This is a genomic window from Stenotrophomonas sp. CCNWLW57 (genome assembly GCF_037203925.1).
GTDB lineage: Bacteria > Pseudomonadota > Gammaproteobacteria > Xanthomonadales > Xanthomonadaceae > Stenotrophomonas > Stenotrophomonas rhizophila_A.
Genome location: NZ_JBBCBJ010000008.1, coordinates 26,880 through 48,932, shown reverse-complemented (window position 1 = coordinate 48,932; position 22,053 = coordinate 26,880). Strand labels below are relative to the sequence as shown.

Here is a 22,053-nt window from a genome sequence, read left to right as displayed (position 1 = left end):
GAACACCGAGGAAACGCACCATGGCTGTCAGGATCGATCAGAAGATCACCGGGTATGCCGTCGTCACCCCCGAGGAGACGCGCCAGGCAGCGCCCACCGCCGCCCCGCTCCCGGACGCCGCCAACGACATCGTGCAGATGCACGAGCGCATCGAGCGCCCCGACGTCCTGGTCGGTAACACCTACAAGATCAAATCGCCGATGGTGGAGCACGCCTTCTACGTGACCATCAACGACATCGTGCTCAACCCGGGCACCGAACACGAGCTGCGCCGGCCCTTCGAGGTGTTCATCAACTCCAAGTCGATGGAGCACTTCCAGTGGATCGTGGCGCTCACCCGGATCATGTCCGCCGTGTTCCGCAAGGGCGGGGACGTGACCTTCCTGGTCGAGGAAATGAAGGCCGTGTTCGACCCGCGCGGCGGCTACTACAAGATCGGCGGCGCCTACATGCCCTCGCTGGTGGCCGAACTGGGCAGCATCGTCGAACACCACCTCAAGTCGATCGGCCTGCTGCACGACCCGGAGATGAGCGCCGCGCAACGCGCGCTGATCGCCGAAAAGCGCCGCGAGTACGAAGCGCGGGAGAGCGAAGAGCTGGCCATCACCGGCGACGGCGCCAGCTTTCCGCCCAGCGCCAGCATGTGCGAGAAATGCTTCACCAAGGCACTGGTGTTCCTGGACGGCTGCGCCACCTGCCTGAATTGTGGGTATTCCAAGTGCGGGTGAGCTGACGCCGATGCGCAACCTGGACTTCAGCTCCTGGCAGGCCATGCTCTCCACCTTGGTCGGGCTGGCGGTCATCACCCTGATCGGCGTGGGCATCCGCCTGGTGTTCATGCAGACCCTGCAGCAGCGCCGCGAGCGCGAGAACCGCCAGATCAACGAGCGGCTGCGCACCCTGATAGCCGCCTACAAGACGCTCGGCGGGTCGTTCACCGGCGCGCTGCATGTCGATCCGCGCCACCTGCGTGACCTGCGCCAGGCACCCGGCGAGGGCGACGAAACGTTGAACCTGCCACTGAGCACCGGTAGCGACCGTGCACGCCGGATCCGCGATGCGGTGGAAGCGGCGCTCTCGGACATCGTGCTGCTGGGCACCGACGACCAGGTGCGGCTGGCCGCACATGCGGCCAACGAACTGGCCGCAGGCCGCGCGGTGCCGACCGCCGAGCTGGTGGTATCGCTGCGCGATTTCATCCGCGAGGCGCTGGACCTGGCGCCCATTCCCGCCAGCGTGGCGATTCCGCGCCAAGGCCCGGCGCGGCCTGCGGCCGGTGGTGCGCGGGGCAAGGCCGAGGCCGGCGACCGCGCCGGGGGCAAGGGCGGCGGCGGTGGTGGCATGGGCGGCATGGGCGGTGGGGGCGCCGGGATGGGCATGGGCCACGGCCAGGACGACGACAGCAGCCACGCGCGCTGAGCGGGGCGATGGCTGCCTGGGCCGTCGATTCGCCCGCTACAGCGCCTGCTACTTCCTGAGCTCCACGATCGGTACGAAGCCGCCATAGATCATCCGCTTGCCGTCGAACGGCATGGGATTGTTGGCCGGATCCATGCGCGGGTCCTTCATCATTTTCTCCATCCCCGCATCGCGGGTGGCCTTGTCCGGCCATTCGATCCAGGAGAACACGACCGTCTCATCGTCCTTGGCTTCTACGGAGCGGAAGAAGTCGGTCTGCTTGCCGTGGGTGACGTCATCACCCCAGCACTCCACCACGCGCAGCGCGCCGAATTCCATGAACACCGAATCGCCTTCGTTGGCGTGTTTGATGAATTTGTCTTTGTTGGCGGTGGGTACGGCCAATACGAAACCGTCGATATAGGACATCTGCAGCCTCCGGTAACCGGTGCACCACGGCGGGCACCTTCAAGGAATACGACGCGTGGGGGCGCGGGAAATCGACAGTGCCTCCACAGCAGGCTGGAGGCGGTGATGATTTCGTTAATCCGGCATGTGCAGTCGGAAAATCAACGGGTTAAGTCACTGATGCGCTGCATTGCAGCGAAGCAAGGGTAAGAAAACCCTTAACGACGGTGAGGAACATCCTGATATTCGCGCGCCGCTATCGGCCTCACTATGCAAGCGCCGGGCAGGCCACCCCAAGGGCCCTGCGGTTTGATGCCAGAGCTGCGTCAGCCGGTGCAACACGGAAGATGGACGCGTTAGCCGACTACTCCCCAAGAGCGGCTTCCCCAGCGCGTGACGCCCTGCAAGGGTATCGTCGTGACCGGATTCCCATCGCCCTGCCAAATCATTTCGGCATGAGTCCAGCGGCGATCTCTCGATCACTCCCACTCCCCTTGATCCAGGCGTTGTAAACGCGAGGTTCATCGTGTGCCGCGAACACACACAGCACACCTGAAAAATGCGCCGCGCGCGTATATGACACGACGCGTCTGAATGGTTGCCAAAAATTCGCGTAGCCGAAACCGGCTCACTTCAGGGCGCGTTGTGTCGAATAACGGAGAATTTACATTCCCGATGCAGAAGCCGCTTGTGCCACTGCACGAACGAAACAACAGAAAAGGTGTACCCCCATGAAGACCTCCTTGATTGCCCTGGCGCTCGCCGCCGCTCTGCCGTTCGGCGCTTCGGCCGCTGAAGGCCTGTCCTACAATTACGCCGAAGGCGATTACGTCAAGACCGATGCCGATGGTGGCAAGGCCGACGGTTGGGGTGTGAAGGGTTCGTACGGTTTCCTGCCGAACTTCCATGCGTTTGGTGAGTACAACCAGCAGAAGACCGACATCGGCAACTTCAAGGTTGACCAGTGGCGCGTCGGCGTGGGCTACAACCACGAAATCGCCACCAGCACCGACTTCGTGGGCCGCGTTGCCTACAACAAGTTCGACCCGAAGGAAGGCCTGGACTTCAACGGCTACAGCGCTGAAGCCGGTATCCGCACCGCGTTCGGCCAGCACGCCGAAGTCTACGCAATGGCCGGTTACGAGGATTACAGCAAGAAGCACGGCATCAATCCGGATGGCCAGTTCTACGGCCGTCTGGGTGGCCAGGTGAAGTTGAACCAGAACTGGGGCATCAACGGCGATATCAAGATGGATCGCCACGGTGACAAGGAATGGTCGGTCGGCCCGCGTTTCAGCTGGTAAGCGGCGTCTGATCGCTCCGCTGCGTGCCTGACTGGCGCAGCGACAAGGGCCCGGCACATTGCCGGGCCTTTTTTGTGGGCGCGAAAAGCGTACCGACCAACGGTCGGTACCTACCAGCACACCGGTAGGCGGCCACCGTTGGTGGTCGCGGGCCCGCAGGCGATAATGGCTCGGCCTCCCGGAGAACCCCATGTCCCAGCCGACCCCACTGCAACAACCCCGCGTCGGCTGTGGCGCCGTCATCCAGCGTGCCGATGGTGCCGTCCTGCTGGTCAAGCGCGGGCGTCCGCCCGAGCAGGGCCACTGGGGCCTGCCCGGCGGCAAGGTCGATTGGATGGAGAAGGTGGAAGACACGGTGGTGCGCGAAGTGCTGGAAGAGACCGGACTTCGCATCGCGTTGGAGCGGCTGCTCTGCGTGGTGGACCACTTCGAGCCGGCGCTGGGCCAGCACTGGGTGGCACCGGTCTACCTGGCGCGCACGCTGGACGACACGCCGGCCGCGTCGCTCGAACCCGAAGCAATCCTTGCCGTGGACTGGTTTGCGGCCGACGCATTGCCCGCCCCCCTGACCCGCTCGGCCACCGAAGGGCTGGCGCGGCTCGCCGAGCCGCGCTGAACCGCGCGCGCTATCGCCGCGCGGCGGCGCCGTCGCCGCGCGCCACCGCTTCCACTTCCTCGCGGCTGGTACACGCGGCATCCCCCGGCGTGGTCATCGCCAATGCGCCGTGTGCCGCGCCGAGCTCCACCGCCACCTGTTCGCCCAGGCCTTCCAGCAGGGCATGCACCACGCCGGCCACGAACGCATCGCCGCCGCCCACGCGGTCCAGCAGGTCGACTTCGCGCGCGGCGGAGACGAACAGCGCCTTGCGGTTGCGCAGCGCGCCGGCCCAACCGTTGCGGGCCGCGTTGCTGGCATCGCGCAGGGTGAACGCCACCGCCTGCAGGTTGGGGAACCGTTCCATTGCGCGGAGCGCGGCCGCATCGGCCGGTCCCACGTCCATCGGTGTCTCGCGCCGGCCCAGGTCGGCCAGGTCCATGCCGAGGCAGGCGGCAAAGGAATACTCATCGCCAATGAGCAGGTCGCACTCGGCGGCGATGGCGCAGTTGGCGTGGCGTGCCGCGTCCGGATCCGGGTGGCTGTTCCACAGGCTGGCGCGGTAGTTGAGGTCGTAGGACACCGCCACGCCATGCCGGCGCGCCGCGCGCACGGCAGCGATGGCCGTCTGCGCGCTGTGCTCGGACAACGCGGCGAAGATGCCACCGGTGTGCAGCCAACGCACCCCGTGCACGCCGAACAGCGTGTCCCAGTCGATCTCGTCAGGCTGAAGTTGTGAGGCGGCCGAGTACGCCCGATCAGACACCCCCAGCGGCGCGCGCACGCCGAAGCCGCGCTCGGTGAAGTTCAGCCCCATCCGCGTGTTGCGGCCAATGCCGTCGTACTCGCGCCAGAGGATCTGGCTGCTGTCCACGCCGCCGGCCTGGATCAGCTGCTGGGCCAGCAGGCCCAGCTCGTTGCGCGGCAGTGCGGTCAGCACCGCCGTGGCATGGCCGAAGGTACTGCTCAACCCGCGTGCCACGTTGTACTCGCCGCCGCCTTCCCATACCTGGAACTGGCGGGCGTTGCGCACGCGGCCTTCGCCCGGGTCGAACCGCAACATCACTTCACCCAGCGCCATCGCGGCCCAGCGTGGGCTGGCGTGCCGGGCCAGCTGGAACTGCTGCGTGCTCATCGTGCCTTGCACCCGAGCACGGCCAGGTCCACGCCCTCGGCCATGCGCCGGTAGCCTTCATCGTTGGGGTGCAGGAAATCGCGGGTGATGGCTTCCGGCAGGAACTCCGGCTTGGCCGGATCGCGCAGGATCTGGTCGAAGTCGATCAGCGCATCGAAGCCACTGCGGCCACCGCGCATCCAGGTGTTGAGCGTGGTGCGGGTGCCGGCCGATACGGGTTCGTAGCGGTCCGATCCGCCGAACGGCGTCATCGTTGCGGCAATGGCGCGGATGCCGTTGCTGTGCAGGCGCTCGGCCACCTGCCGGTAGCCCAGCACCATGTCATCGGCATTGCGGCCGGCCACCGGCGGGGTGCCGCCGTCATGGCGGATATCGTTGATGCCTTCGAACAGGATCACCCGGTCCACATGCGGCAGCGCGATCACATCGCGGTCCAGCCGGGCCAGCGCACTGTGGCTGCGGCCATGGTCCATCACCTTGTTGCCGCTGATGCCGGCGTTGACCAGCACCACCTGGTCCGGGCAGGCCTGCTGCAGGCGGGTGGCCAGCAGCGAAGGCCAATCGCCGTTGCTGCCGCGCGTGGCAGTGGCACCTTCGGTGATCGAATCGCCCAGTGCAACCACCACGATCGGCGTGGTGCTGCGCTCGGCCAGCACTGCCGATACCACGTTCTGCCGGTAGGCCAGCTTCACGTTGTCGGCAACCTCGGCCTGGCGGCCGTCGGCAATGCGCAGCGCGGTGCGCCGCACCGCTGGCTGGGTGGGTTCGGGGAAATACACGGTGAGTGAGACATCTGCCAGCGCCGGCACCGCCATCGGCACCGGGTCGCTGAGCAGCACCGCGCCCACCGGCACGGTGACCTCGCTGCGCCCGTTGAAGGTCACCAGCCTGGCCGGCGTGGCCGTGCCGGTGCGCTGTGCGGTGGCGCCGCCGATATGCAGCGGCGCCACGCCCAGCTCGTTGGTAATGCGGAAGCGCAGCGCGGTGGCCGAGCTGGCCAGGCGCATGTCCTGGCGCACGGTCTGGTTGGCGAACTGCACCGGTGCTTCCGGCGTGCCGTCCTGGCGGTCGGGCGCCGGCGAGGCGGTCCAGGCCGGTACCCAGACCTGGGCTTGGGTGGGCAGCGCCGCGGCGCTGGTGGCAAGTGCAAATGAAAGTGCAGTGATCCAGCGCAGCATGGCGGCCCTCCCAGGCGGTCAGCGGTCTATCAGGAGAAGTAGGTGCCGCCGTTGACGTCCACGTTGGCACCGGTGATGAAGCCGGCCGCGTCCGAGGCCAGGTATACGGCGGTGTCGGCCGCTTCCTGCGGGCGGCCCTGGCGGCGCAGCGGGGTGTTGCCGGCCACGGCGGTGCGCACTTCCGGCTTGGTGAACTCATCGTGGAAGCGGGTGGCAATCATGCCGCAGCACAGCGCGTTGACGCGGATACCGCGCGGGCCCAGCTCCTTGGCCATGGCGCGGGTGAAGGTCATCACGGCGGCCTTGGCGGTGGCGTAGATCGACGCGCCAGGTCCACCGCCGTCGCGGCCGGCCTGCGAGGCGAAGTTCACGATCGCGCCGCCTTCGGGCATGTGCGGCACCACCGCATGGGTGGTCAGGTAGACCGAGCTCATGTTGAGGTCCATCACCTTGTGGAAGAACGCCGGGTCGATCTCGGCCAGCGGGCGGCGCTGCACCATGCCACCGGCCACGTTCACCAGCACGTCGATCCGTGGCCCGAACGCAGCCTGGGTGGCGGCAACCATGCTGGCCACGGCCTGCGCGTCGGTCACGTCGGCGCGGTGCACGATGGCGGTGCCGCCGGCGGCCTGCACCTGCTGCAGGGTGTCCTGCGCGCTGGCTTCGTCGTTGGCGTAGTTGATGCAGACCTTGGCGCCGGCCGCGGCCAGCTTCAGCGAAATCTCACGGCCGATATCGCGGCCGCCACCGGTGACGATCGCCACCTTGTCCTTGAACTGATTCATTTGGTACTCCAGTGATGCGAGGGGGAAAAGGAAAACGTCAGCGGGAAGGCGGCGCGTCGAGCTTCTCGACGCGTCCGGTCACCAGCCACAGGGCAAGCAGGGAAGCGGGCACCAGCGCCGCCACCAGGATGAAAATGGGTGCATAGGAGTCGCGGGTCATCACCGGCACCAGCCAGGTGGTGATCAGCGTGCCGGCCACGGCGGCCATGCCGCCCAGCCCGGCCAGCGAGCCGACCGATTTGCCGTTGAAGATGTCGCCGGGCAGGGTCTGGATGTTGCCGATGGCGATCTGGAAGCCGAACAGCACGAAGGCAATGGTCACCACCGCCCACACCGGGTCGGTGGCCAGCACCGCGCCCAGCAGCGCCGGGGCCATGATCGCCCCGCCCAGGGTGATGACCCATTTGCGTGCGCGGTCCACGCTCCAGCCGGCCCCGATCAGCCGCCCGGACAACCAGCCGCCGCCGAGGCTGCCGATCATCGCGCCCACGTAGGGCACCCAGGCAAAGATGCCGATCTGCTTGATGTCGAAACCGAAGGTATCGGCCAGGTAGATCGGCAGCCAGGACACGAACAGCCACCAGATCGGGTCGATGAAGAAGCGCGTGGTGAGGATGCCCCAGGTCTGCCGGTGGCCCAGCAGTTGGCGCACGTTCGGCACGTATTCGACCTTGGGCACGGCCGGCTGTTCGGCCGGTGCATCCAGGATCAACGCGCGTTCGGCCGCGCTCACCCACGGGTGCTTGTCCGGGCCGGCGCGGTAGATGATCAGCCACGGCAGCAGCCAGACGAACCCGATGGCGCCGATGAGGATGAAGGTGCCGCGCCAGCCCAGCCACAGGAACAGCACTGCGATGAGGGGGGCGGAAATGATGGCGCCGATCGATGCGCCAGCGTTGAACACGCCTTGCGCCAGGGCCCGCTCACGTGCCGGGAACCATTCGGCGTTGGCCTTGACCGCACCGGGCCATGCGCCTGCTTCACTGATGCCGAGCATGGCGCGCACGATGCTGAAGGACAGGATCGAGTGGGTCACCGAATGCAGCGCGATCGAGATCGACCACACCGCAATCGACAGCGCAAAGCCCATGCGGGTGCCGATGATGTCGAAGAGGCGGCCGAACACGAACTGGCCGGCGGCGTAGAACAGCATGAACACCGTGACCAGCAGCGCGTAGTCTTCCTTGGTGGCGCCCACGTCCTTGGAAATCTGTGGCCACATCACCGCCAGGGCGTTGCGGTCGATGTAGTTGATCACCGTGGCCACCGCGATCAGCGCCACGATCAGCCAGCGCACGTAGGAACGGGTTCGGGTGCTCACGTTCATTTGCCGCCCTTGCCGGTGGCCGTATCGAAGCGCTTCCAGCCGCCGTTCCAGGTCCAGCGCTGGCCGTCGCCGCTCACCTCATGGCTGCCGCCCTTGGACGGGTCATCGGCGATGCCCAGCGCCAGCCGCTGGCCACCGGCCAGGTCCAGCACCAGCACGCTGGCGTCCTTTCCGCGGTAGTGCACCAGCCGGTCGATGCGGCTGTTGGCGCCGCGCACGGTTTCGGCGGTGCCGTCGTACTGGCCATGCGGCTCCAGCACGCCATAGAAGGTGGTGGACGCCTGCCCATCCACGCGCTGCAGCAGCAGCGGTTCGCGGCGCAGGTTGAAGGAAGGATCGTTCGCACCGCTTTCGCCGATCAACGCCCGTGCCGGGGCGGTGCTTGCGAACCGGTAGGTATAGAAGCGCCCATCCAGCAGCCAGGTCAGGCTGCGCGCCTCGGTGCCCGGTTCGCTGGAGGCATCCACCCACACGTGCTGGTAGCCGTTGGCCTTGCCCAGCACCGGGCGCGTGGTCACCGCCGACTGGGCCTTGAAGCCCACGTCCATGATGTGGCCGTTGAAGTGCAGCGGCAGGTCGTAGCGGGCCGGCGTGCTGCCGTCCACGTGCAGCAGGTCCAGCACCACCGGCTGGCCCAGCGACGGGTGCGCGAGCAGCGCCTGGGTGCGGGTGAAGCTCACCCCGTCATACGCACCGTCCATGCGTGCCGACACGATCTGGGTGTCGTCGGTCACCGCGAACAGCAGCGGAGCGGGGGCCAGCGGCTGGCCCTTCTTCCAGTCGCCGCCGAAGTGGCTCTGCTCGTTCACCACCAGGGTGTTGTGCGCCAGCGTCTGCCGCGCCCAGCTGTTGTTCTCGGGCAGGTAGATGCCACCCGACTTGGCTTCGATGTTGAGGAAGCGGGCGGCGCCGTAGTCGGTGACCACACGCTGGCCGTTGTCGTAGAACAGCCAGTTCAGCTTGTCGAAGTGGCCGTGGCCCATGCCCTGCTTGGTGTTCTTCATCACCAATGTTTGACCGTCTTCGCCACCCATGCGCAGGATGGCCAGCGCGCCTTCGGTGCCGTCCGGGCCATCGCGCAGCAGGGTGGGGACGAAGGCGTAGGGCCTGGCCTTGTCTTCAGCCAGCGCCTTGGCCACCTGCAGCCCTTCGGGAGAGAGCAGCACGCGCTTCTGGCCCTTGGCGACCGACAGCAACCGTGCATCGCCGGTGTTGGCGTATGCGATGTCGATGCCCGCCACCAGCTCTTCGGTGTCCAGGCCCTTGTCCAGGATCGAGTCGTTGATCGGGATGAAGTAGCCGCCGTAGCTGCTCTGTACCAGCGCATCCACCGCCTTGAGCAGCACCCCGTCGCGACGCTTGAAGATGCCGCGTTCGGGTTCGTTGCGCTGTACCGCATTGGCGAACAGGATGAAGGGCGCCAGCGCATAGCGCTGGTAGTAAGGGCCCTCTTCGTAATAGCCATCGGGCGAGAACAGCTGGTCCACCTGCTTGAGGAAGCCGGCGTTGCCATCGCGCTTGCTCCCCTTCAGCGCCTGGTCCACCAGCACCGGGTCGCGCAGCACGTAGCCGGTCATCCCGGTGGCGGCCACCGCCCAGGTGGCGTGGTTGTGGATCTTGTCGAAGTTCTCCGGGTTGCCGCGCAGGAACTGCGCCATCGGCCGGAACACGTTGTCGTCGATGGTGCGGCGCTCATCGGCGCTGAGGCTGTCGCGGATCGCGTCGTAACCCTGCACCGCGTTGACCAGCCACACCGAATCATTGAGCGTCTGCCAGAACAGACGCCCGGGAATCTGCCCGCGTCCTTCCGGATGCGCGCCCAGGCCGGGGTACAGCGTGGCGTAGCCGAGGAGTACATCGCGCGCGAAGTTCGCATACGCCTTGTCGCCGGTGAGCCGGTACAGCGCGCCTGCGGCCTGGATGGCCTGGTAATTGCGCTTGTGCTGTTCGTGGGTGTAGCCGCCGCCCTTGTCCTTGGGCACCGGCACATCGATGCCGGCCTTCATCATCGCGCGCACGAGCTTCTCGGCACGGGCCTGTTCCCTGGCGAACATCGGGTAGCCGGCGCCATCGCGGCGCATCTGCTCCCACTGGGCGGCGGTGACCAGCACCGGTGCGCTGCCGGCTTCGGCACCGCGCGTGGCGGCGTTGGGCGCCTGGGCGTGCGCGGCGGGCAGCGCGGCGGCGCTGAAGGTGGCCGCCAGCAGCAGCATCAGGGGCGTGGAACGCGTCATGGCAAAGTCTCGGCTGGGATATCGGACTGCAGCGCCGCCGTAGCGGTGAACGTGGTGTTGCGCAGGCGCAGGTGCGGCTCGCCTGTCTGGTGGGTGAAACGCACCCGGCCGCTGCGCAGCCAGGTGGTGTCGCTCAGGTGGGCCTGCTGCACGCCGTGCAGGCGCAGGCTGGTGTCGCCCACGTTGCCGACCTGTTCCAGGCGGCTGCCGCGCAGCGCGAAGGCCGGCCCGAAGGTGCTCTCATCGATGCCGCCGCGGTACAGGTTCACCAGCGGGCCACCGATGCGCTGGAAGATCGAATCGACAATCTCCACCGTTTCGGCGTTGTAGGTGCCCAGGTCGTCGGTCTCGGCGGCGGAGGCGATCACGCTGCCGCTGATGTCGTTCACCGTCACGCCGTGCAGCCGGATCAACGCGGCGAACGTGCCCTTGCCGGTGTTGATCACATCAAAGGCCTTGTTGCTGCTCAGGTCGTGGATGCGGCTGTTGGCGATCTCCAGCGTGTAGTCGAAGGCCTGGCTGCCCGGCGGTACGCGGATCACCGCGTTGCCGGCGGCATCCGGCGCCAGGCTGCCGTCGATCTCCAGCCCGGCCAGGCGCAGCGAGCCGCCGGGGCGGATCTCGAACAGCGAGGGCCGTGAGAAACGCAGCGTGGCCTTGCCCTTGGCCGGGCCGATCACGCTCAGCGGGTGGTTTACCGCCAGTACCTGGCTGATGCGGTAGTCACCGGGCTGAAGCTGCAGGCGGTCTCCCGCGGCGCTGGCCGCCACGGCGGTCACCAGGGTGTCTTCGCCCGGCGCGACGCGATGCGCGCGGCCGCTGTCCAACGCGGTCTGGGTGACCTGTTTGGGATACCACGCCACGCCGACCTGTTCGCGCGGCACCGGCGCCAGGTCGCGCGGTGCGCCAACCTCAATACCGGCCGGCGGATACTGCAGGCCGTTGGCCGCGCGCTGCAGGGTGAGGCTACGGCCCTGAACGCCGTTGGGGAAACCGGGCGACGCCGCCGGGCTCTGCACGTTGCCACTGAAGGCAAAGCCGGCAAGGTCGCCCTGCGTGCGCAGCAGCTCGCCGCTGCCATCGCCGACGAACAGGTTGTCGGCGATCTTGCTGCGCACCGGCATCGCGTTGCGCTCCTCGTCCAGCCCGGCGCCGAGGAACAGGTAGCGCGCCTGCACGAAGCTGTTGTGGCTGATCAGCGCGTTGTCCACCTGCTCATAGCGGTTGAGTGGCGCATCGCGGGTGCCGGCCATCACCGCCAGCGCCGAGGCAAAGCCATCGCCGGCCACGCCTTCGAAATAGTTGTCGCGCACGATCTGGTCGCGGTTGATCACCCGCACCCCACCGGTATGGGGCTTGCCGTTGCCCAGGAAGATGTTGCGCTCCACCACGTTGCCGTGGCCGTGGCGCAGCACCATCGAGCCGCGCGATTCCTTGAACACGTTGCCGCGGTAGAGGTTGCCACCGGATTTGTTGGAGACGATCTCCACCTCGCCATCGCAGTGCTCGAACCAGTTGTTCTCCACCACCGTGTTGGAGGCCGACTGCGAATCGTGGCTGGTGCCTACGCGGATGGTCTCGCCGCCGTTGCTGCCCAGGTTGGGGCGCGGCCCGAACCAGTTGTGGTCGATGCGGTGGCGGTTGTCCAGCCCGCTGGTGGCATTGCGCACCACCACCAGGGTGGTGCCGGCGTTGGTCTTGCCCACCAGCTGGTTGTGGTCGAAGCGATTGAAGCGGCCGTACATCGCCACCCAGTTGTCGGACTGGGCGCGGTCGGGCTTGTTGTAGCCATCAATCACGATGCCGGTGACCCGGCTGTGCTCGGCCCAGGCCTTGGAGGAGCTGCGGAAGCTCACCACCTCACCACCCGGCGCCCAGCCATCGCGGAACACCAGGTTGGAGACTTCCAGGTAGGCCCCGGCCAGCCGCAGCTGCGATTGCCCGCTCAGGATCACCTTCCCGGGCGTCTGCGCGGTCAGACGAATTGGTTGACCAATTGTGCCGGTACCCGTCAGCAGAAGATCCACATCCCGCCACGTTCCATCGGCCAGAACGACAGTATCGCCGGGCTTAAGGCCCTTCGCAGCGGCAGCGTACCCAGCCGCGTCGTGCACAAGGTACTCAGCCGACCAGGCAGCGCCAGGCATGAGCGCCAGCACGGTAGCGGCGGTTCCCAAACGCCGGCCAGCACGGCCGATCGGCCCCATAACGCATGGACCCCACCGAAACCAACGCTGTACCGCCCTACTCACACCCACATCTTGTTGCTGTGCCACAGGTTAACCCTCCCAGATCACCATGGACGCCAACGCGAGTCAGGATGGTAACAGCCTCGACCGCAACAACGTCAACCACAATCGCATACCACTTTAGGCATATGTGGTTGGCCATTTGCGCAAATATCTGCTGCATCCGCACATAAAATTGGTTGTAACTGGCCTAGGTGCATCACCGGGGTAGACTTTAGTACCAATTCATTGACATTGGTCCTCCAACCGTGAATCTTCCGGATCGAATCCGTGTAGTCGGACGATCCATCCTGGGAGGGAGATCACGATGTTGCATGACCGCCGTACGGCCTCGCCACGAGGCTTCCGCCACACCGCGCTGCACAGCGCGCTGTTCTATGCCCTGTGCGCCACCGCGGCCCTGCCGCTGGCGCACGCACAGGACGCCGCCCCGGCCGCCGCGCCGGCGCAGGCCACCACACTGGACCAGGTCCAGGTGACCGGGACCCGCGGCACCATCCAGACCTCGATCGACAAGAAGCGCGACGAGACCGTGGTGTCCGACGTGCTCTCGGCCGAAGACATCGGTGACCTGCCGGCACTGTCCATCGGCGAAGCCATCGAAACCATCACCGGCGCCTCCACCCACCGCGAGAAGGGCGGCGCCTCGGAAATCTCGATCCGTGGCCTGGGCCCGTTCCTGGGCTCGTCCACCTTCAACGGCCGCGAGGCCACCAACGGCAGCGGCGACCGCTCGGTGAACTTCAACCAGTTCCCCTCGGAGCTGATCAACACCGTGGCCATCTACAAGACCCAGCGCGCCAACTTCGTCGAAGGCGGCACCGCCGGTACGGTCAACATGGAAACCGTCAAGCCGCTCGAGTACGGCAAGCGCACCTTCCACCTGGACGGGCGCGGCACCTGGCAGGAATACGACGACCGACTCAAGGACGGCGACGGCGTGGGCTGGCGCGGTACCGCCAGCTACATCGACCAGTTCGATTTCAGCGGCGGCGGCAAACTTGGCGTTTCGCTCGGCCTGCAGGCGCTGGAAGGCAGCAATCCCGAAGAAATGTTCTCCAGCAGCACCACCTGGGCGGCCTGCGATGGCCGCGAAGTGGTCGGCGCCACCCGCAACTGCACCCAGGTCAACGGCAACGACGTGGCCAACGGCGTGCCGTACTACCTGGTGCCCGGCAGCCGCCTGTATCGCCAGTTCATCGAACACGACAAGCGCGATTCGCAGTTCGGCGCGCTGCAGTGGCGGCCCAACGACGCGGTGGAAGTGAACCTGGATTACCAGCACTCCAAGCGCGATTACACCGAAGACCGTTCGGACCTCACGCTGTCGTCGATGATGCGCAACCTCAACAACCGCGTGGTCAGCGATGACGGTGCGCTGATCAGCCACACCGGCAGCACCACCATCGATTCCACCGGCAACTTCCTGGAACGCAACGAGGAATACACCGGCGGCGGGTTCAACGTGATCGTGCGGCCCGGCGCGGCGTGGATGTTCTCCACGGATCTGTCCTACTCCAACACCCAGCGTTCGCAGATCGAGCGCTCCACCCGCCTGCGTGCCGGTCGTACCGACGTCAACGGCAGGCCGGTGGCCGGCATCAAGAACACCCGCTATGTCGACTACACCTACGACTACAGCGGCGATGTGCCCAGCATCTACCTCGATCCGGCGTTCGACGTGAACAACCCGGACAACTTCACCGATTCAGCCCTGATCCGCCGCCGCCAGCAGGACCGCGAACACACCATCCGCGCCGGCCGCTTCGATGCGGCATTCACCCCGGAAAGCGGCTTCTTCACCGCGCTCAAGGGTGGCCTGCGCCGTTCCGAAGCGACCTACACCGACTTCACCGACACCGTGGATGTCACCACCACCAATGTCGCCGCGATCCGCGCCGCCAACCAGGCCTGCCGCCAGGCCTTCCCGCAGGATGATTTCCTGGCCAACGCCAGCGGCAACACCATCGACCAGTGGGCCACCTTCGACAGCCGCTGCCTGTTCAAGGCCTTCACCGGCGTGGATGACACCGGCCTCAGCGCGGACCTGCGCGACCCGGCCAACAACGATGTGACCGAGAAAACCAGCGCCATCTACCTGATGGGCGACTACAGCAGCGAGTGGTTCGGCGTGCCGGTCACCGGCAACATCGGCGTGCGCTGGGTGCACACCGACGTACGTTCGATGGGCCTGCGCAGCGGGCTGGACGTGGTCAACAATCCCGACGGCACCGTGACCCTGCGACCCACCGGCGATTTCACCCGGCAGGTGCTCAAGGCCAGCAACAACGAATGGCTGCCCAGCTTCAACGCCGCCTTCGAACTGCGCCCGGACCTGCTGCTGCGCGTGGGTGCCTACCGCGCGATGTCGCGCCCGGACCTCGCCGCGCTCGGCTACGGCCGCAGCTTCAACCTGGACGAGGTGGATACCGAGTTCGGCAGCGTGGCCGATGCACTGGGCAACATCACCGCCACCGGCAACCCGCGCGCCACCCCGCTGATGTCGTGGAATGCCGATGTCTCGCTGGAGTGGTACGCCAACGCCGATTCCATGCTGTCCACCGCCGTGTACTACAAGCAGTTCAATGGTGGCTCGGTGCCGGTGGTGGTGGGCGAGAACTTCGACATAGACGGGGTGAGCGTCACCGTGCCGGTGGAGCAACTGGCCACCAGCGACCAGAAGAGCGACCTGATTGGCTTCGAGCTCACCGGCTCGCACAGTTTCTCCTACCTGCCGGGCATCTTCGCCGGGCTGGGCGTGAAGGCCAGCTACAACTACGCCCATTCCAACTTCAAGACCGAAGACCTGCGCCTGGGCGAGTCCACCGATCCGGTCACCGGCATCGTCACCCCGGGCATCGTGGAGCCGGCCAACATCTTCGGCCTGTCCAAGCACGTCGCCTCGGCGCAGGTGTACTGGGGCCTGGGCAAGCTGGACCTGCAGGCCATCTACAAGTACCGCTCCGATTACTACCAGCAGTTCGTGGGCGACCCGGCGCAGAACCGCTACGTGCGCGACAATGGCTCGCTGGACTTCCGCGCCACCTACAAGGTGAACAAGCACCTGTCGGTATCGCTGTCGGCCAGCAACCTCACGGACGAGCCGCGGGTGTCGGATATGCCCATCCTGGGCAGCTTCCGCGAGTACACCACCTACGGCCGGCGGTATTATCTGGGGGTACGCTACCGTTTCTAAGCGCAACTCCGGTTCCCAGCCACCGTACAGCCAGGCCTTGAAGATGTCCGAACCCCGCCTTTACCAGTCCATTGCCGCTGAAATCGTCGCGCTGATCGAGAAGGGCGAATTCCCGCCCGGCTCGCGCCTGCCCGGCGAACGCGACCTGGCCGAACGGCTGGGGGTGAGCCGGGTCACGGTGCGCGAAGCGGAAATTGCCCTGGAGGCGCAGGGCCTGATCACCATCAAGACCGGTTCGGGCGTGTACGTGAAGGCACGTCCGGCGGCCGCCCCTGGCGCGCTGCCGGATGTATCGGCATTCGACCTCACCGCCGCCCGTGCGGTGATCGAAGCCGAGGCGGCGGCCATGGCCGCCAGCCGCATCACCGATGCGGAAGTGGAAATGCTGGAAGGGCTGATTGCTGCCATGACCGACCCGGCCTCGAGCGAGGCGGCGGCCAGCGAGGCCGACCGCCAGTTCCACCTGGCCATTGCACGCATTGCCGGCAACCCGGTGGTGGAGCACTGCGTGCAGCTGATCTGGCGCATGCGCAACGAGTTGCCGCGGGTGCGCCAGGTGTATGCCAACGTGTGCCACAACGACGGCGATACCCGCAACGACGAACACACCGCCATCCTTGATGGCCTGCGCCTGCGCGACCCCGGCGCGGCGCGCACGGCAATGCGCAATCACTTCCAGCGGCTGTTCGAATCGATGCTGGAAGCCACGGAAAACGAAGCGCTGGCGGAAATCCGCCGGCGCACCCAGCAGGACCGCGAACGGTTCCTGGCCGCCACCGCGCGATAAGGGGGGCTTATTCCCCCTGGTACTGCTTTTCTTCCACCAGCTGTGAGCCGGCAATCCGGTTGATCTCGTTCTTTACCTTCACCCGCTCGCCGTTGGTGCCATAAACACCGCGCGCCAGCTGGATGAACTGATCATCGAACACCTGCGCCGCTTCCTTGTCGCGCAGCTGGTCCTGGATGTCCCACATCCGCACGTTGATTGCCTTGAGCTGGGTCTTCAGCGCCTCCAGCCCCGGCTGCGCGGCCAGCTGTTCCTGCAACAGCGGCAGCAGCCCATCCAGTTCGGTGCGCACGTTGGCCACCTTGCCGGCATCGGTGATGCGTTCGGCCTTGATTTCCAGGATGGTGATCTTGTCGATCAGTTCGCCAATCGATACCGGGGTCAGGATCGCGTCCACGCGTTTCTCGCTGCAGGTCAGTCAGGGCCGCCATGATAGCGCGGGCCGCCTGAAGGCCTGGTGGGCAGCTTTTACGCCGAATTTGCGCGCCCCGCCGCTGCGGCGCATGGCGCCTTTACGGCCACGCTCACCACACTGTGCGCTTCAACGGCGCGGCCGTTTTCAGGAGTGGTGGACGTGGTGGCAAAGCAGGAAACAGGGCGCGCACTGCGCCGGATGAGCGGCGTGGTACTTGGCCTGGCGCTCAGTGGCTCGGCGCTGGCGGGCGTGGACGGTAACGCCACGCTGACCTCCGATTACGTCTGGCGCGGCAGCTCGCAGACGATGGAAGATCCCACGGTGCAGGCCGGGGTCAAGCTCAGCAGCGAATCGGGCTGGTATGCCTCGGTCTGGGGCTCGGGGGTGTCGTTCGAACCGGATGCCGGTGCACGCAGCGAATTCGACATCGTCGCCGGCTGGAGCGGTGCGCTGGCGCCGGATTGGGCGCTGGACGTCAACCTTACCCATTACCTGTACCCGTCCACCGACGTGGACCTGGACTGGACCGAGCTCAACAGCACGCTGACCTGGCAGGAGCGCTACTGGGTGAGCGTCGGCGTTTCCGACGACGCCCTGGCCAGCGGCCGCACCGGCACGTACGCCCAGCTGGGTGCACGGCTGCCGCTGAGCGAGCAGTGGCGCATCGAAGGCGCGGTGGGCCAGTACTGGCTCGACAGCGCGTACGCCGACGACTACCTGCACGGCCAGCTCAGCGCCATCTGGAAAGTGCATGGCCCGTGGGAGCTGCGCCTGACCGCACACGACACCGACCGCGCCGCCAAGCGCCTGTTCGGCAGCAACGCCGGCTCCCGCGTGGAATTCGCGATCCAGACAACGTTCTGAGGTGCGGGCGGTGATTGAAACCGCACCGTTTCGCCAGCGGTCATGCCTTACCGGGGTACCCACCCGCGCGTGCGGTCGATAGGGATGCGACCCTACCGGCGTCGCCCATGCCGCATCGCCAATGCGCACCGACCAGGGCCGGTGCGCAAAAACCTGCCCGTCGGCGCGCCGGGAGGGTAGGGTCGGTTCCCAAACGACCGCCGATAGGGTCCATCAGCGCATTGACGCATGGACCCCAATCGAAGCAGCGCCTTACGCTGGACGAACGCGCAGCGTCAAACCCTTCAGGAAATTACGCAGCAGCTGATCGCCGCACGCGCGGAAATTCTTATGATCCGGCTGCCGGAACAACGCCGACAGCTCCGGCTTCGAGACCGGGAACCCGGCGCTCTCGAAGATCGAATGCATATCCACATCCTTCAGCTCGAAGGCCACCCGCAGCTTCTTCAGCACCAGGTTGTTGGTGATGCGCTTTTCCACCGGGCGCAGCGGCTGGCTTTCATCGCGGCCGCGGAACTGCACGATCAGCCCGTCCAGGAAGTGCGCCAGCGTGCGGTCATCGCAGGCCACGAACCCTTCCTCGTCTTCCTTGCGCAGCCAACCGGGCACATCGGCCTTGTCCACCACGAATGCCGGGTCGGCCAGGGCACAGATTTCCGCAATCTTTCCGTCGCTAAGGTCGAGCATGTAACGGATGCTGCGCAGTACATCGTTGTTGATCATGAGACGTCCAATACCGCCGACGCGGCTGCGTGGCTGGCGGCCATTTTACCCCCACCAGCCACCGGGCCCCGAAAAGGCTCGTTCCGGCTGTCATCTGGCTGCCATGAAAGTGAAGCACAGTGCGCTCCTCAGGCATCAACAGGCAGTGGAGCAGGCAATGCGCAGGTGGCAGGTTCTGGCGGGTGTGGGCATGGTCTGGCTGGCCGCAACGGCCTCGGCCCAGGCCCCGTATGTGGCGATTGAACAGCGCGTGGACCCGCAGCAGCTGGCCCGAGTGGGGCTCACCCCCGCCCAGCTGCAGACCTTGAACCGCCTGCTGCGCGAGGCCGACGCCCGCGCCCCGGCGCCGGCTCCGGTGGTTGCCGCGGCAGCCCCGGCACCGCTGCCCGGCGCGCCCACCCCGGCCCCGATGTTCCCCGGCCTGGACGATGGCCCCATCCATGCCAGCGTCACCGGCCAGGTCGATGGCTGGCAGCCGGGCACCGTGTTCACCCTCGACAACGGCCAGCAGTGGCAGGTGCTCAAGGGCGAGATGAAGCTCAAGGCCAGCCGCAGCAACCCGCCCATCGTGGTGGTGCCGGGCATTGCCGGGCGCTGGTTCCTGCAGGTGGATGAAGACCTGCCCAAGGCCCGGGTGTTCCGCATCCGCTGATTCCGCCAGCGCCCGCCAACACAGCGCGGCGCAGGGTGCGAAAATGGTCGGGAATCCCACGGAGACCCCCGATGACCCGTACCGCTCTGATTACCGGCGCCACTTCCGGCTTTGGCGCCGCCGCCGTCCATCGTTTCGCCCAGGCCGGCTGGCGGGTCATCGCCACCGGGCGCCGTGCCGAACGGCTGCAGCCGCTGGTCGACGCTTACGGCCCCGAGCGCGTACATGCGGCGGTCTTCGACGTGCGCGACAACGCCGCGATGGAAGCGGCCCTGGCCGCGTTGCCGGCCGGCTTCGCCGACATCGACCTTCTGGTCAACAACGCCGGCCTGGCCCAAGGCACCGCCCCGGCCCAGAGCGCCTCGCTGGAAGACTGGCGCACCATGATCGACACCAACGTCACCGCGCTGGTCACGCTCACCCACCGCCTGCTGCCGCAGCTGGTGGCGCGCAAGGGCGCCATCATCAACATCAGCTCGGTGGCCGGCGTGTACCCCTACCCGGGCGGCAACGCCTACGGCGGCACCAAGGCCTTCGTCAGCCAGTTCTCGCTGGGCCTGCGCTCGGACCTGCACGGCACCGGCGTGCGCGTGACCACCATCGAACCGGGCATGGCCGAGACCGAATTCACCCTGGTCCGCACCCACGGCAACCAGGCCGCCTCGGACACGCTCTACACCGGCGCCAACCCGATGACCGCCGAGGACATCGCCGAGCAGATCTTCTGGGTGGCCAACCTGCCGGCGCACCTGAACATCAACCGCCTCGAACTGATGCCGGTCAGCCAGTCGTTTGCCGGATTCCAGGTCGCCCGCGACTGATCAGGCAGCCGTCCATACCGCGAGCTCATACCCATCGGGGTCGTGGAAATGGAACCGGCGCCCGCCCGGGAAGTCGAAGGCCGGCGTGGAAATGGCCGCACCGGCCTTTTCCACCCGCGCCTGCGTGGCGTCGAGGTCATCGGCATACAGGATCACCAGCGGCCCGCCAGCGCGTACCGGCCCATCGGTGGTGAAGCCACCGCGCAGGCGGCCGTCGTTGAATTCGGTGTAGCCCGGGCCGTAATCGGTGAAGGTCCAACCGAACACCTCGCCGTAGAACGCCTTGCTGCGCGCGATGTCAGCCACGTTGAATTCGATGTTGTCGATGCGGTGGTTGTTGCCGTCTGAGCTGCCCATGCGTGTTCCGTACTGAGGGATAGGTGGATACCGTATCAAACCGCGCTGTCATTGATGACGTGGGTCGGTAGGGTGTTGAGCGGTGTCCACTCGAACTTGTGCCTGCCCAGCGCTGCCTGGATGAGTGCCATTCCCGCCGGAGTATCCAAGGACTGGGAAGCGCCAACGTGTTCCCACCCAGACGGAGCGCCGTGCCGGTGATAGGACAGATACACCGTCGAATCTTCAAACTGGCGTGACTTCCAGCTCAACATCGGCATGTCCTCGATCGGAGGTGTCAGGCCCAGCAAGCAGGCATGCAGTTCGGCCGCCTCCACATGGGTGGCGGTGTGATCAGGTGTGGTGGTCAGGAACTTGACTGCCTGCACAGCCGCGCTGTCTCCATCAGGAAACAAGTGCTGCAGGCCGGGGCGACTGAGCGGCAACAGCCTGGATCGGGCCGCCTTGAAGCGAACCCGCGATACAACCTGACCCTTGAGCTTGGCGGTAGGGAACTCGCACAGGCCTTTGCGTCCGATCACCGTGTAACGCAGTAACGCTTCCCACAGCGCCCCTTCAAGCGAATCAGCCGCATAGAACATGGCATGGGTGCCCGGCAGCGCGAAGCGAGCCCTGCTCGCAGGATTGGGCAGGGCTGCATCAAACACGCCTGGGTGAACCCGATAAAGCTCCCCGGTAGGGGGCTCGAACCAAACCGGTTCGTCGGTCAACCAAGGTGTACCACCCGGCATCAAGGCTCCTCGCTGAACTCGGCTTTGGCCGCGGCCAACACACGATGCGGATCGGTTGCCAGCACCTCGGCGGGCGTGTGGCCATCCAGCAACACGTGGCCGGACTGAAACCATTCCACTTCGCCCCAGCCGGTACTGCGGCGATCAGTATCAAGAAATGGACCCGGCTCGTGCAGCACCTTCAGGATCTCTTCGAGGTGCATGACGGGCTGCCCATCGCGTTGGAACTGCCACTGCGGAAAGCGCCAGCTGCCACCCGGCACGGGAAGATAGACACCGAGCAGTTTTCCTGAGCGACGGTACTTGGTTGCCAGATGGCTGGCGTTCCCGGCGGACGAGCCCAGGTTGCGGCTTACCTCCGCTGCGGTTGGCCATTGACTGGCGAGTTTCATCCGGCGCGCAGCCGCGTCCTGTTCGAGCTGCTGCGGCTCCGCGTGCTCGGAAGGCTGGCCGTACACACGCCGATAGAGCTCTTCAATCGCGAACAGCCTGGCCTCTGCAACGCATGAGAAGTCGATCAGCAAGTGATCATCCGCGGCGCTGCCCCGAAGTGCTTTCAGCGAATCCTTGATCGACGTCCCGTGCATATGTCTGGCGGTACTGTCCGTGCCCAGCAGAACGTAGTGATACGTCGGCTCGCCCTCGCGAGGAAGAGGGATATTGGCATGTCTGGTGTAGTGCAAAGACATGAAGGCTGTAAGAAGGGCACTTTGGAGATGGTCGTGCGCTGTCTCGCCACGGAGATCGATGACGCGAATGACTTCCTCGCGTGCGCGCTGCGCGGCACCCAATTTGAGGGTGAGCTCCTTCATCGGCTTGATGCCGATCCTGGAGGTCAACTCGCCATTGGATTCGCTCACTTCCAGATAGGAAACGTCATGGGCGATACGCATG

The 22,053-nt window shown here is 66.2% G+C and carries 21 protein-coding genes; 9 read left to right on the top strand and 12 right to left on the bottom strand.

Annotated features, from left to right (window positions below):
• Nucleotides 1-20: 20 nt before the first annotated feature.
• Nucleotides 21-728 (top strand): NrdJb, encoded by a 708-nt coding sequence (locus V9K91_RS17590; protein WP_093534994.1) that lies wholly within the window; start codon nucleotides 21-23, stop codon nucleotides 726-728.
• Between the two features lie 10 nt (nucleotides 729-738).
• The gene (locus V9K91_RS17585) at nucleotides 739-1,419 is read left to right on the top strand and encodes a hypothetical protein (RefSeq protein ID WP_320458444.1); all 681 of its coding nucleotides are present in this window, start codon (nucleotides 739-741) and stop codon (nucleotides 1,417-1,419) included.
• A gap of 48 nt (nucleotides 1,420-1,467) precedes the next feature.
• Here the strand turns inward: V9K91_RS17585 and V9K91_RS17580 are convergent, their stop codons facing one another.
• Nucleotides 1,468-1,827: a DUF1428 domain-containing protein gene (locus tag V9K91_RS17580; protein WP_068848644.1), complete on the bottom strand. Its 360-nt coding sequence runs from the start codon at nucleotides 1,825-1,827 to the stop codon at nucleotides 1,468-1,470.
• Nucleotides 1,828-2,537: 710 nt separating this feature from the next.
• Here V9K91_RS17580 and V9K91_RS17575 point away from each other — a divergent pair.
• Entirely contained in the window at nucleotides 2,538-3,110 is a 573-nt protein-coding gene (locus V9K91_RS17575) for an Ax21 family protein (protein WP_068848647.1), read from the top strand.
• Nucleotides 3,111-3,300: 190 nt separating this feature from the next.
• Nucleotides 3,301-3,726 (top strand): NUDIX domain-containing protein, encoded by a 426-nt coding sequence (locus V9K91_RS17570; protein WP_093534986.1) that lies wholly within the window; start codon nucleotides 3,301-3,303, stop codon nucleotides 3,724-3,726.
• 10 nt (nucleotides 3,727-3,736) lie between these two features.
• Here the strand turns inward: V9K91_RS17570 and V9K91_RS17565 are convergent, their stop codons facing one another.
• Genes V9K91_RS17565 through V9K91_RS17540 form a run of 6 tightly spaced genes read right to left on the bottom strand, consistent with a single transcriptional unit; the run spans nucleotide 3,737 to nucleotide 12,511 of the window.
• On the bottom strand, nucleotides 3,737-4,840 hold the full coding sequence (locus tag V9K91_RS17565) for a sugar kinase (RefSeq protein ID WP_336443673.1): 1,104 nt from the start codon (nucleotides 4,838-4,840) through the stop codon (nucleotides 3,737-3,739).
• Nucleotides 4,837-6,018 carry a GDSL-type esterase/lipase family protein gene (locus tag V9K91_RS17560; RefSeq protein WP_336443674.1) on the bottom strand — a complete coding sequence of 394 codons (1,182 nt, stop codon included), beginning with the start codon at nucleotides 6,016-6,018 and terminating at the stop codon, nucleotides 4,837-4,839. The genes V9K91_RS17565 and V9K91_RS17560 overlap by 4 nt, the downstream gene beginning before the upstream one ends.
• 29 nt (nucleotides 6,019-6,047) lie before the next feature.
• Complete coding sequence (locus V9K91_RS17555) at nucleotides 6,048-6,803, bottom strand: glucose 1-dehydrogenase (protein WP_095362602.1); 756 nt, start codon at nucleotides 6,801-6,803, stop codon at nucleotides 6,048-6,050.
• A 37-nt stretch (nucleotides 6,804-6,840) separates the two neighbouring features.
• Nucleotides 6,841-8,130: an MFS transporter gene (locus V9K91_RS17550; RefSeq protein WP_141236179.1), complete on the bottom strand. Its 1,290-nt coding sequence runs from the start codon at nucleotides 8,128-8,130 to the stop codon at nucleotides 6,841-6,843.
• Nucleotides 8,127-10,364 (bottom strand): oligoalginate lyase, encoded by a 2,238-nt coding sequence (locus V9K91_RS17545; RefSeq protein WP_336443675.1) that lies wholly within the window; start codon nucleotides 10,362-10,364, stop codon nucleotides 8,127-8,129. The genes V9K91_RS17550 and V9K91_RS17545 overlap by 4 nt, the downstream gene beginning before the upstream one ends.
• A complete protein-coding gene (locus V9K91_RS17540; protein ID WP_337308199.1) occupies nucleotides 10,361-12,511 on the bottom strand; it encodes a polysaccharide lyase 6 family protein in 2,151 nt (716 codons plus the stop codon). Before V9K91_RS17540 ends, V9K91_RS17545 begins: the two co-directional genes overlap by 4 nt.
• 409 nt (nucleotides 12,512-12,920) lie before the next feature.
• On the opposite strand from V9K91_RS17540, the gene V9K91_RS17535 reads away from it, so the two are divergent.
• Nucleotides 12,921-15,809, top strand: coding sequence for a TonB-dependent receptor (locus V9K91_RS17535; protein WP_336443677.1), 2,889 nt, complete (start codon nucleotides 12,921-12,923; stop codon nucleotides 15,807-15,809).
• Between the two features lie 43 nt (nucleotides 15,810-15,852).
• Nucleotides 15,853-16,596: a FadR/GntR family transcriptional regulator gene (locus tag V9K91_RS17530; protein ID WP_068854509.1), complete on the top strand. Its 744-nt coding sequence runs from the start codon at nucleotides 15,853-15,855 to the stop codon at nucleotides 16,594-16,596.
• A 7-nt stretch (nucleotides 16,597-16,603) separates the two neighbouring features.
• Here the strand turns inward: V9K91_RS17530 and V9K91_RS17525 are convergent, their stop codons facing one another.
• The gene (locus V9K91_RS17525; RefSeq protein WP_336443678.1) at nucleotides 16,604-16,993 is read right to left on the bottom strand and encodes a DUF6165 family protein; all 390 of its coding nucleotides are present in this window, start codon (nucleotides 16,991-16,993) and stop codon (nucleotides 16,604-16,606) included.
• A gap of 216 nt (nucleotides 16,994-17,209) precedes the next feature.
• Here V9K91_RS17525 and V9K91_RS17520 point away from each other — a divergent pair, with 216 nt between their 5' ends.
• A complete protein-coding gene (locus V9K91_RS17520) occupies nucleotides 17,210-17,875 on the top strand; it encodes a TorF family putative porin (RefSeq protein ID WP_095362651.1) in 666 nt (221 codons plus the stop codon).
• A gap of 252 nt (nucleotides 17,876-18,127) precedes the next feature.
• On the opposite strand, the gene V9K91_RS17515 is transcribed toward V9K91_RS17520, so the two are convergent.
• On the bottom strand, nucleotides 18,128-18,598 hold the full coding sequence (locus tag V9K91_RS17515; RefSeq protein WP_210133083.1) for a DUF1456 family protein: 471 nt from the start codon (nucleotides 18,596-18,598) through the stop codon (nucleotides 18,128-18,130).
• A gap of 157 nt (nucleotides 18,599-18,755) precedes the next feature.
• Between V9K91_RS17515 and V9K91_RS17510 the strand changes: the two genes are divergently transcribed.
• Nucleotides 18,756-19,250 carry a hypothetical protein gene (locus V9K91_RS17510; protein ID WP_095362606.1) on the top strand — a complete coding sequence of 165 codons (495 nt, stop codon included), beginning with the start codon at nucleotides 18,756-18,758 and terminating at the stop codon, nucleotides 19,248-19,250.
• A 71-nt stretch (nucleotides 19,251-19,321) separates the two neighbouring features.
• Nucleotides 19,322-20,071 (top strand): SDR family NAD(P)-dependent oxidoreductase, encoded by a 750-nt coding sequence (locus tag V9K91_RS17505; protein WP_093534970.1) that lies wholly within the window; start codon nucleotides 19,322-19,324, stop codon nucleotides 20,069-20,071.
• On the opposite strand, the gene V9K91_RS17500 is transcribed toward V9K91_RS17505, so the two are convergent.
• From V9K91_RS17500 to V9K91_RS17490, 3 genes are read right to left on the bottom strand one after another with little or no spacing between them, the layout of a single operon-like run.
• Nucleotides 20,072-20,428 (bottom strand): VOC family protein, encoded by a 357-nt coding sequence (locus V9K91_RS17500; protein WP_336443679.1) that lies wholly within the window; start codon nucleotides 20,426-20,428, stop codon nucleotides 20,072-20,074.
• Between the two features lie 35 nt (nucleotides 20,429-20,463).
• A complete protein-coding gene (locus V9K91_RS17495; RefSeq protein WP_217539174.1) occupies nucleotides 20,464-21,138 on the bottom strand; it encodes an RES domain-containing protein in 675 nt (224 codons plus the stop codon).
• A gap of 20 nt (nucleotides 21,139-21,158) precedes the next feature.
• Nucleotides 21,159-22,052, bottom strand: coding sequence for a hypothetical protein (locus V9K91_RS17490; protein ID WP_336443680.1), 894 nt, complete (start codon nucleotides 22,050-22,052; stop codon nucleotides 21,159-21,161).
• Nucleotide 22,053: the final 1 nt, after the last annotated feature.